Annotated in this window: 8 protein-coding genes and 1 pseudogene; 1 reads left to right on the top strand and 8 read right to left on the bottom strand. The window is 63.1% G+C overall.

All coding sequences use genetic code 11. The features are described from left to right. Positions 1-147: 147 nt before the first annotated feature. A pseudogene (locus tag BJEO58_RS14245) lies at positions 148-396 on the top strand (IS110 family transposase); the annotation flags it as partial. 185 nt (positions 397-581) lie between these two features. Here the strand turns inward: BJEO58_RS14245 and wecB are convergent. From wecB to BJEO58_RS14205, 8 genes are all read right to left on the bottom strand, one after another. After that, on the bottom strand, positions 582-1,751 hold the full coding sequence (gene wecB / locus BJEO58_RS14240) for a non-hydrolyzing UDP-N-acetylglucosamine 2-epimerase (protein ID WP_101590128.1): 1,170 nt from the start codon (positions 1,749-1,751) through the stop codon (positions 582-584). Between the two features lie 61 nt (positions 1,752-1,812). Beyond that, the gene (locus tag BJEO58_RS14235; protein WP_101590127.1) at positions 1,813-2,685 is read right to left on the bottom strand and encodes a DUF6270 domain-containing protein; all 873 of its coding nucleotides are present in this window, start codon (positions 2,683-2,685) and stop codon (positions 1,813-1,815) included. 1 nt (position 2,686) lies between these two features. Beyond that, positions 2,687-3,745 (bottom strand): ABC transporter ATP-binding protein, encoded by a 1,059-nt coding sequence (locus BJEO58_RS14230; protein WP_101590126.1) that lies wholly within the window; start codon positions 3,743-3,745, stop codon positions 2,687-2,689. Next, the gene (locus BJEO58_RS14225; RefSeq protein ID WP_101590125.1) at positions 3,729-4,616 is read right to left on the bottom strand and encodes an ABC transporter permease; all 888 of its coding nucleotides are present in this window, start codon (positions 4,614-4,616) and stop codon (positions 3,729-3,731) included. Before BJEO58_RS14225 ends, BJEO58_RS14230 begins: the two co-directional genes overlap by 17 nt. Beyond that, positions 4,613-6,367, bottom strand: a complete 1,755-nt coding sequence (locus BJEO58_RS14220) for a glycosyltransferase family 4 protein (protein WP_180951985.1) — start codon at positions 6,365-6,367, stop codon at positions 4,613-4,615. The genes BJEO58_RS14225 and BJEO58_RS14220 overlap by 4 nt, the downstream gene beginning before the upstream one ends. Further along, positions 6,364-7,593 (bottom strand): glycosyltransferase family 4 protein, encoded by a 1,230-nt coding sequence (locus BJEO58_RS14215; RefSeq protein ID WP_180951984.1) that lies wholly within the window; start codon positions 7,591-7,593, stop codon positions 6,364-6,366. Before BJEO58_RS14215 ends, BJEO58_RS14220 begins: the two co-directional genes overlap by 4 nt. Next, positions 7,590-8,627 carry a glycosyltransferase family 4 protein gene (locus BJEO58_RS14210; RefSeq protein ID WP_101590122.1) on the bottom strand — a complete coding sequence of 346 codons (1,038 nt, stop codon included), beginning with the start codon at positions 8,625-8,627 and terminating at the stop codon, positions 7,590-7,592. Before BJEO58_RS14210 ends, BJEO58_RS14215 begins: the two co-directional genes overlap by 4 nt. After that, positions 8,624-10,645: a polysaccharide biosynthesis protein gene (locus BJEO58_RS14205; RefSeq protein ID WP_101590121.1), complete on the bottom strand. Its 2,022-nt coding sequence runs from the start codon at positions 10,643-10,645 to the stop codon at positions 8,624-8,626. The genes BJEO58_RS14210 and BJEO58_RS14205 overlap by 4 nt, the downstream gene beginning before the upstream one ends. Positions 10,646-10,871: the final 226 nt, after the last annotated feature.

Raw genomic sequence — 10,871 nt, 5'->3', positions numbered from 1 at the left:
AAAGTAGGGTGGGACATGTCGAGGTCTTCCGGATGGGCAGTGTAGGAACTTCCATCTTCAGGGAGACCTCGACTCCTACACGGACAGCGACGCGCTCAACGGACTACACCCTCGTTCGAGAAGAGCCACTAATGCGGCACGACTCAGGCCGGACTCACGCCAGTGACGTGGCGTTCTGGCACCTCGATCCGCGGGGACCATCCCTGCGGAAGGGCAAAACAGTGCTTAGAATCGCGTTGATCCTCTCGGCGTTCGCCGGGCTGAAGGGCCCCGTCTCCCACGCACTACAACCACAAACAAGCCGAGAAGAAGAAGCACAATCAAGCGCTCATCGCCCTCGCCAGACGCCGCTGCGTGTTCTCCGCAATGCTCCTCGACTGCGCGTTGTACTCCCCGCCGATCGTCTCGAAGCTCGCGGCAGCACCGCCCCCTGCCGCGAGCTCCAGCATGCCCTCGCCCCAGCGCCTGACCCAGCAAGAGACTCTCCGTTCCTTCCGTCAAGGACATAGCGACCCCAGCATGCCTACGAACTGCGGAACTCCGGTCCGTTTGCTCAACACGTGTGCAGTATCAGCGATCCGTCACTCTGCGACGAAGTCTTCCGGCCGGTCCACTTGCGCTAGAAACTTCCACTTTATTGCCGCCACCGCACGGGAGGCAGCATTTCCATCTCCGTATGGGTTCACCGCGTTGGCCATCCCCGCATACGCTTCTGGGGAGTCCAGCAAGATAGAAACCTCGTCCACCATTCGCGACTGGTCGGTGCCGATTAGCTTGACCGTGCCGGCAACCACCGCCTCTGGACGCTCGGTATTCTCACGCATGACTAGCACCGGCTTGCCTAGGCTGGGTGCTTCTTCCTGGACACCCCCAGAGTCGGTGAGCACCAGATCCGCGAGACTCAGCACGCGGGTAAACTCGGCGTATGTCAACGGCTCCGCCAGCAACACGTTCTCTAAGTTCTCGACAGCGGGAAGTATCGCTTCGCGTACTCTGGGGTTCCTGTGGATTGGAAAAACGATGGTGAGCTCCAGGTACTTCTGCGCCAGTTCCGCTACTGCGGCCCCGATGGACTCCATCGTAGTGCCCAGGTTCTCCCGCCTATGTGCAGTCACCAGCAACACCCGGCCTGCCGTACCAGCCGTTCTGGCACGTTGCAGAGTTTCCAGGCGCTCCTCGTCGAAGCTCACCTCCAAACTTTCCGTCACATACATGAGTGCATCAATCACACTGTTGCCAGTGACTACGACGTCAGCTTCAGGGACATCTTCCCGCGTGAGGTTAGCCTTCGAAGTTTCGGTGGGCGCTAGGTGCAGCCCAGTCACTTGACTGGTGAGCTTGCGATTCGCTTCCTCTGGGAATGGCGAATTGATGTCACGAGAGCGCAACCCTGCTTCCAGGTGGATGACTGGCACCTGCCGGTTGAACGCCGCAACTGCGGCCCCCATGACTGTAGAAGTGTCGCCCTGCACGAGAACCACATCCGGCGCTTCGTCCGCAAGGATTTCATCGACTCCGGTTACTACCTTCGCCACGATGCCGTTTAGCGTCTGGCCTGCGCTCATGATGGTGAGATCGTGGTCGGGTTTGATATTGAAAATCGCATTCACCTGATCGAGCATCTCGCGATGCTGTCCAGTGGAGACGATAATATTCTCCAGATCTGGATCGGCCTCGATGGCCTTGATAATCGGTGCGACCTTGATGGCCTCAGGTCGGGTACCATAGATCGTCATAATCCTTAAAGCCATTAACTTGTCCCTCTCAGGGGTATCGCTGGACTGGCGCAGCCTTCACACCATCGTCCATCCGCTACTTGTGGCGCAACACTTTTCGCACGTCCCTACTAAGCGACCGATAGTCGTTGTCCGAGTAATGATAAGGACCGATTCCCCACCTGTGCGACTTATTCATGCGTACGTCGTCAGACACTCGACTAATCGTCACTGTCGCGTAGTCGCGGGCCACGGAAACGTACCGCTCGAACTTTTCATTCGCTTCACGGGCGATGCGCACATACTCGTCTCCCGGCGATCTCGGGGCTGAACGGAATCCGTCGATGCCCGATCGCAACGTTCGTTCACGTCGAAAAGCGCGGACCGCTCCACGAAGCCCCCGTTGACCGCGGCGACTGACGCTGGAGACCCGAGACATGATTCGGCGCGGCGGCATCTGTCCTTCGAACACCTCTGCCCACGCTACGTTCAGCAGCACAATGGGTACGCCGCTTGATGTGATGTGCTCGGCGACGCTGGCGAAACCCCTCTTCCATAAGTCGAAGTGTTCATCCGTGCCGAACGGGATCAGCCTAGCGCCCAGACCATCGGCCCACTCATCGACTCCAGTCCTATATGCTTCCACGGAATTGGTCAGAAACGTATTATCGCGGAACTGCCACACTCCGCGCCGCTCATCAACGAGGTCCACGAGCACTACGGAAGACCCGGGTTGACCGACGCGTTCTTTCGCATTCGATACCGTGTCGCCCGTGAGCATGCGGCGTTGAAACTCCGATTCCAGGCTGTCGATTGGCACGGGTAGATCAATGGCTGGCGACAAAGAGACGATAGCGGACTGCCGTGCGACGTAGGCGCCGACTTCCACGTCGGGCATGAACTCGAGCGTGTCTCGACTCACGCACGATCCCCAAATATCGATACGGGGCGGGTCATTCTGCAAGGCCACGTCAGTTCCTCAGAACGTCACGGGCGCGACGAGGCTGAGGCACCTGTTCCAACCGGACATCGGTGACGACGGGCAGCATGTCGGTTTCGAAAGTGCGCTCGACTGGGACGTCCAACCCTGGCCAGGTCGTCTGCGGACGCCGGTACTCTTCGACTTCCGTCCTGCCGCGCCGCGCGTGCCGGGGGTCCGTGTCCTTCAGCGCCAGATCGTCGACGACGCGCACTTCCTGCATCTCGCCTTTTTCGACCGCGTCCTCGAGGAGCTTCTGAGCGGTGACGAGCTCGCCCTGCGCAACATTCCACGACCACCAGCGGTACTTCTCTGCGACTTCCTCAGCATCACCATCCATGATGACCTTGCCGTCATGCATCCAGATCGCACGGTCGCACATCTCCTGAATGACCTTCGCCGCATGATTCACGAGGAATACCGTCCCCGCTTCACTCAACATCGCGTTCATCGCCTCTTCACTGCGCGCTGCGAAGGTCGCGTCGCCCGTCGACAGCGCCTCGTCGATGAGGAGGATCTTCGGCCGCGCAGCGACCGCGATCGCGAAGCGAAGACGTGACGACATGCCCGACGAGTATCCGCCCATCGGCCGATTGATGGCGTCACCCAGTGCGGAGAGTCTCACCACCTCGTTCTTCACGCTCTCAGCCTGTTCGGGAGTCATGCCCATAGCCAGGCAGCCAAGACGCACATTCGCGGCTCCGGACAGTGCAGGCTGCAGGGCAGCATTTACCCCCAACAGAGTCGGCTGGCGCTGTGCCAGGATAATCCCGTGGTCGGGTCGCTCGACGCCCGCAATGAGTCGCAGAAGCGTGGATTTGCCAGAGCCGTTCGCACCGATTACGCCGATGAACTCGCCTTGACGCGCCATGAGAGAGACGCCGCGCAGCGCCTCCACCTTCTCCATCGTTCCCAGGTTGAGCCGGTTGAGCACCCGCGCGGGAAGACTGCGTCCCTTGGGTTTGGAGGTACGCACCGTGTAGCCCATGTGCACGTCTTCGACGACGACGGCCGGCGCACGGTAATCCGTCGTTTCACTGCGCCTTTCCATAGGACTCCTCTCCGCGGTAGAAGAACATGAAACCAAAGATCACGAAGACGAACGCCCAGCCCACTGCCAGCATCCACATCCACAGCGGAGAATCCACGCCGTATAGAATCGAGTTCCGGTAGATCTGTAGGTAGCCGTACATCGGGTTCACCTTCATCGCCGCCTGCAAAACTGGTTGCTCCACGAAACGCTCGATCGAGAAGAATACGCCTGACGCATAGAGCCAGAACCTGGCGAACACGTTCACGACGTTACTGATATCGGGCAGGAGGTGGCCCAGTCGCGCCAAGAAGAACGCGCAGCCCAGAACGAAGAGCGTCTGACACAGGAAGGCGGGGATCACGAGCACGACCCGCCACGTGAGGTTCTCCGCAGGCGGCAGGACGGACAGAACCACTGCGAGCACCAGGAACGTCGGCATGAAGTTCATGACTTCCCGGACGACGACCGTGATGGGCAATGCGGCGCGTGGAAACGCGAACGCTCGGATCATCGCCTGACCACTGCGGATCGCCTGCGTCCCACCGGTGACGCAGCGCATCGACAGCTGGAAGAAGAAGACCCCGATCATGAGGTACCCGACGAAGTTGTCGATACCCCTCGACGTATTGAGGATCAGCCCGAAGATGACGTAGAAACCAAGTCCCATGAGAAGGGGGTTGAGCACCAGCCAGCCGTACCCCAGCAGGTTCCGGTTCGCGGTCCCGGCGACCTTCGACCGCGCTTCCTCACGAATGAAGTACCTGCGACGCCAGAGCTGACGCAGATACGTGTCGAGCGGCGGCCGACGGCCCACCTGTCCGAGAGACCAGGAGGCTACCGCGACGGGCTCTTTCGAACCCGTGGAGGTCGACGTATTCGTCGTGCTCATACATGACCGCCCTTCACTCGTACTCCCAGATCCTCATACATCCTCCGGTACCGTTCGCCTAATACCTTCCAAGTGCGATTCTCCTCCACGAACAGCCGTGCCGCCGACCCCAGTCGCTGCCGCTCATCGGGATCGTCCGCGAGAGCGACGAGCACTCGCGCCAACTCGTCGACCTGCTCAGCTGGGAACACTGTACGCGCCCCTTCCGGCAAGGCTTCAGCCAGCGCCGGCAGATCGCTCAGGACCACTGTGCGACCCAGCCCGCCAGCTTCTACGGGTTTGAGAGGAGTGATCTTACGGCACACGTCGACGTTCTTCCGTGGAACAGCGAAGGTGTCCAGCGCGAGGACATACTGCTGTGCGCGTTCCGGAGGCACACGCCCTGTGAAGACCGCGGCGTCTCCGAGCGTCGCCGCGCGTTCTCTCAGCGCGGGGAGCTCGACCCCGTCACCAACGATGAGCATCCGCAGATCCACACCGGCGCCGCGCGCGTGCGTCACGGCGTCTACGAGCACGTCGAGGCCTTCGTATCCCACGATCGACGCGGCAGTCCCCACCCACACTCCCCCGCGCGGCAGCCCCAAGGCTTCGCGCACTGAGGCAGGGTCCTCACGCCAATCCGCAGACAGCAGCCCCTCCGAGACGGAATTGGGAGCGACCAGAATACGGCTGCCGTCGACGCCTCTGTCGACCAACTCGTCGGCCATGGTCCGTCCGAGCGTGATCACCGCGTCAGCGCTGCGTGCGACGTCCGTCTCCCGCTGTCGGAAGAGTCGGAACCGCTCACTCCGGCGCGCCGCGAGTTCATCGTTCTCGTCTCCACGTGAGGAGGCCCAGGTGTCCTCGAGAGAGCCTCGCACCTCGTAGACCCACGGGAGGCCGAGTTCACGCGCGGCAGCGCGCGCGACCAGTCCGTTCGTGAAGTGAGTCGTCGTGTGGATGGCCTGCGCCCGGGAGCCGCGTGCAGTCCGCATGAGAAAGCTCGTCTGCTGCTCCAGGCGCTTGTCGAGTGTGTTCCCCAGTCTGGTGGGAATGTCGAAGAGGTAGTCGATGCCCTCGATCTGCACACGGTCCCGCCGGACCGGTCGTCCGATGTCTGTGGGATATCCGGTCCTATCCGCCGCCATCACCGGTACGCCGGCATCTCGCACAGCTGTGAGGACAGCGTGGCTGCGGAGTGTGTAGCCCGACTGAGTGTGTGGAAGAGAGTTCGTCAAGGAGAACAGGACTGATGCGTGCGGCAGGTCCCGCGGTGTGGGTGCGGCTCCGGCGGCGGATGTCCTGGGCTCCCACTCCGGTTGGAACACTCGCAGCTCTGCGGCGAGGCGGTCCTTCATCCTGCCGGCGGGAGCGCTGGCGACCGCATCGCTCATGCGACCCCCGTGCCATCGGATGCGTGCTTCCAGCAGCTGGCCCCCGTGCGTTCCCGCGACGTCTCGTGCGCGTTCGATCGCTGTACGCCTGTCACCCATCGAAAGCGCCAGTTCACCCATAACGCGCGACTGGAACCGACCAGCCGGTCGAGCCGTCACGTACTCGCGCGCACGGCTCACGTCACCGGTCAACCAGCTCGCAGCGGCCGCTGCGGCGGTTCCCGGGACCACAGTCAACAGCGCTCCTGCTGCGCGCGAGGCGCCAGCTGGAAGCCGTCTGAAAATCTGGATGCCGAAGACCACCGGATCGTGGGTCACATGATCAGCGACGACACGGCACAGTGTTATCGCCTGCCGGGCGAGAATCGGAGTGCTCATCTGCGTACCTCTCCGAGCAGGTTGAGATACATGGCCGCTGCGGCCCGGGGCGAGGCATGGTCTCGCAGCCATGTGAGCGGGCGATCGTCGACCAGAGTCGAGTCCGGATCGTCCCGAAGGGCAGTGAGCAGTCGACGAAGTTGGCCCGCATCACCGGGATGAGACACAGACCCTCCGCTGGACGTGCGAATTATCGAAGCCGCCTCACCCGCCACGACTCCCGTGACGTGTACCCGCCGAGCCATCACAGAGACAAGCTTGGATGGCACAGTGCGTTCGAAGGAGGGAACGTCCGCCAAACTGACGAGCCCGGTGTGCGCCCACGTCCAGTGCGATTCCAGTGCTGCTCCGGTCGTCTGCGGGAAGAACTCGATCCGATCAGTCAGAGTCGACGCAAGGTCGCGCAGCTCCTCCCACTGTGCACCGGCACCCACGATCCTCAAGTGCACGCCGGTGACATCCGCGACCGCACGGACCACCGACTCCAGGTCCTGCGAGCGTCCGACGGTCCCGACGTAGAGGATGTGAAGATCGGTCCCGACGCGGCGCCGCGCTGCGCGGGGGGGCCATGCGCTCACGTCGCTTGTGTTGCGCACGACGGTGACCGGTGGCATATCGCGTCCGCGCAGTGCGGCGGCGAAGGACTCTGTCGTCGCCACGAGCGCATCCGCGCTGCGCAGTGCACTGTGGAAGACGGCGGGAAGAGCACTCGATTCCAGCCACTGGGCAGCGCCTGCCGGCAGCCGGCCTCCGAGGGCGCGGCGCACCAACGAGGAATCCGCGATGAGATCGGGCCAGGCATCTCGAACCTCCGCGATATGCGGTATCCGCAGAGCAGATGCCACCGCCGATGCGGCGAACGGCATCGGCAGCCCCGGTGTCGTCGATATGAGGACATCCGGACGGATCCGCCGCATCGTCACCGCGGCGAGAGCAGATGCGAGCGAGGACACCGATTGGTCGATCAGCTGGCCGGGAAGGGTGCCCGACGATGGGACGTAGGGCACTCGGAGAACACTCTCACCGTGCCGACCATCGGTCCATCGCCACACCGGCGGGCGCTCCACGGCGAGAGCGTCCGCCCGGCGATGCGGGTAATGCGCAACGGGAGCACACACTGCGACCTCATGACCGTGCTCGACGAACTCTCGCACCAGTCCACGCCAGCGGCGCTGCGGGGCGCCGATCTCAGGCTCGTAGTAGTGGGTGAACAGGAGTATTCTCACGCGGGCTTCCGACTCTGACGCCGACTGACGATGGTGGGCATGGCCGTGTAGCCGATGATTAGACCGGACCACACGGCTACTGCGATCAACGGATCGTACACCGGCGCTGCGAAGAGAACTGGCAGTGCCGCGGTGACGCAGACGCCTGTGGCGAGCAGGTGCACTGCCGACACCTGCTCGTGAGACAGACCCGCGGTCTGCAGCTTCTGGTAGATGTGTGTGCGATGTGCTGTGAAGAGGTTCTCGCGGCGATAGATGCGCCTGCCCAGGGTGTACAGAACGTCGAACATCGGGATCACGAAGGGCGCGAACAGCGCGGTCGCCGGTGCGCCGTCACTCCACAGCACCCAAGCTCCGACACTGAGGAACCCACCGATCGCATAGCTGCCGACGTCCCCGAGGAACGAGCGGGCGGGCGTCGCATTCAACGGCAGGAAACCGGCGAGCGCAGCAGTCAAGGCAATGGTGGCGATCGCGAGCAGTTCGCTGCCGACTCCCAGAGCCAGCACTCCGAACCACAGCCCAGTCCCAGCACCCCACGCCGGGACGAGGGTGTTCAGCCCATCCATGAAGTTCGTTCCGTTGACGACGACGATGATGCTCAGGACGACCGCCACTGTGGCGAACACCCCGACTCCCGTCACCATCAGAACGGCTACGGCGAACGCGCCTGCCAGGACCAGCTGGGTCACGAGACGACTCGCAGCCGACAGGGAATTGAGATCGTCGATCAGGCCCACGAGTCCGAACAGGGCTGCCGCCGCGAGCGGCAGTAGCGAACGGATGACTTCAGATCCTGGCTCCACCCCTTGGGCGGAGACCGCTTGCGCGACCAGGGCTGTGGCACACCCGGCCACGAGGCCCGCGAACACCGCGATGCCCCCACCGCGGGCAACGGGCTCATCGTGCGATGACCGTGCTGTGGGATGGTCCAGGACTCCTCGTCGCTGCAGGATCGGAATCACCGCGAAGCGAGCCGACAGGTACGACACCGCGGCAGCCAACGCGCATGCAAGAGCAATGATCAGCATCATGAGGCGGAGCCCTTCTCCCCCGCCTCATCGAGTATCGCTGCGATATTCACAGGGGCAGTACTACTAGACGGTTCGGTCGCGGGGCGCTTCCCAGCGTGACCGTTCTGCGTCGACCCGGGTAAGTCTCGAGTGCTGCCTGGCGCGCCGACGATTTGACGCAGCCCCTCGACGAGTTCCCGATTCCGTCTGTGACCGGAGATGCGAGCGCTCACAATCAGTCCGCGTACACGAGCGAGGTCCACAGGGGGTACGGAGACCTGCGAGATCAGCGGATGGTTCGGACGCACGTCGGTCTCCGATGCGCTCAACCGCGCCTCTTCGAGCTTCTCGCCCTCCCGCAGGCCCGTGTAGCAGATCTCCACATCGTCACGGCCGCTCAGCGCGATCACGCGCCGCGCCAGATCCTCGATCCGCACCGGCTCTCCCATGTCAAGCACCAGAGTCTCGCCCGGATGCCCGATGGCTCCCGCTTGGAGAACTAGCTCGCACGCTTCATCGGCAGACATGAAGTAGCGCTTGACGCCCGGCGCGGTGACAGTGACCGGTCCGCCGGCCTGCGCTTGGGCGACGAAGGTGCCCAGGACAGATCCCCGCGAACCAAGGACGTTGCCGAACCGCACAGACATGTACGACAGGCCGGTCTCCGCCGCTACCGCGGCGATCGACCTCTCAGTCAGGTACTTCGACCCGCCGAGCACCGACGTCGGATCCGCGGCCTTGTCCGTCGAGATGTGCACGAACTGCGGAACCCCCGTCTCCACTGCAGCGTCGAGAAGGCTCATGCTGGCGCCGAGGTTCGTCATGATCGCCTCGTCCGGGAAGCGCTCCAGGAACGTCAGGTGCTTCAGCGCTGCCGCGTGGAAGATGATGTCAGGCTTCACATCAGCGACCAGCGACCGGACGAAGCCGGAGTCCCGCAGGTCCCCGAGCACCAGATCGTCACTGGTCAGCATGGCTGAACCTTCGAGCACCAATTGAGTCGTATGGAGGCCCGATTCGTCCCGGTCGGTCATCACCACGCGACCGGGAGAGAACCGGGCGAGCTGCTTGCACAGATGGGACCCGATCGAACCGCCGGCTCCCGTGACGAGGATGGTCTTCCCATCCAGATACCCCGCGATCGCTTGGACGTCGGTCGAGATGGGGCTCCTGCCGATGAGATCGTCGATCTCGATCGGGCGGAACGACGCAGGTCTGGTGGCGATGGCGGACCCCGCGGAGGCTCCTCGCTCCCGGAGGTCGTACACATCGAGTTCGGGCAGGACCCTCACTTCGGCGCCCGCCTGCTTCGTCGTCTCGACGATGAGATCCAACTGCTCGGGCGGCAGTCCGCGGATGGCGATGATCACGACGTCGACGGGCTTCTCCTCGAGCACACGGGGCAGATCGCCCAGTGCGCCGAGCAGCCGGGCGCCTTGGATGCGGAGGTATCGTTTGCTGGGGTCGTCGTCGAGGAACCCCACTGCCACGTGCTCGCTCTGAGGGTCGTCGGTGATGAGCCTGTACGCGGTGAGGCCGTGACTGCCCGCGCCGATGATCAGGGCACGTTTGCTGATCCCCCCGCGGGTGTGCCTCAGAGCACGCAGACGGCTGCGCAGCCACTCACTCAGACCGATGACGACGATCGCGAGGGCGGATGCGGTCACCGGCACACTCATCGGCACGAACACCGAATCCCTGGAGAACGCGTTGAGCACGTACATGCCCGCGCTGGCGAGCGCGAGGACGCCTCCGACGGCTATGAGCTCGTCTCCGGACCCCTTCCAGAATCGTCCGCGGTAGATGAACGTCGGCCCCAGTACGAGGAAAGCGGCTAGTCCGACCGCCGAGCACAGACCGATGCCCAGGAAGTTCGGTTCGGACAGTGAGAAGTCGTAGCGCACGAGGGAGGCCGTCCAGATGCACGCGGCGTAGATCAGCCCGGCATTCAGGGAGCGCAGGAACGCAGCCGTCAGCGCTCCGTTCGTCGTCCGCGATCGCAGAGGGGCACGCGATGAGTCAGTCTCAGATGAGGTCATCGTCGTCTGTACCGTGCACGCCTTTCATCTGCGATCACTCAACTGCTGGGCCATGGTTTCCTGTGAAAGAAGGGTTCGATCATTGTGAGTATAGTTAAAGGGCTCTTCAGAGTTGAGTGTGGGTTGAGGCATCCAGCCCGCCGGCGATTAGGAGCATGCGGAGTCGATAGTGATCGAAGTTGCGGAATCCGCGAGCGATACGCCGACCGAGCTCGATGAGCCCGTT

Origin of the sequence: Brevibacterium jeotgali, assembly GCF_900169175.1 — a bacterium.
In the GTDB taxonomy this organism is placed as follows: Bacteria; Actinomycetota; Actinomycetes; order Actinomycetales; family Brevibacteriaceae; genus Brevibacterium; species Brevibacterium jeotgali.
The sequence above is the reverse complement of the archived record's forward strand: the minus strand, read 5'-3'. Positions and strand labels throughout refer to the sequence as shown.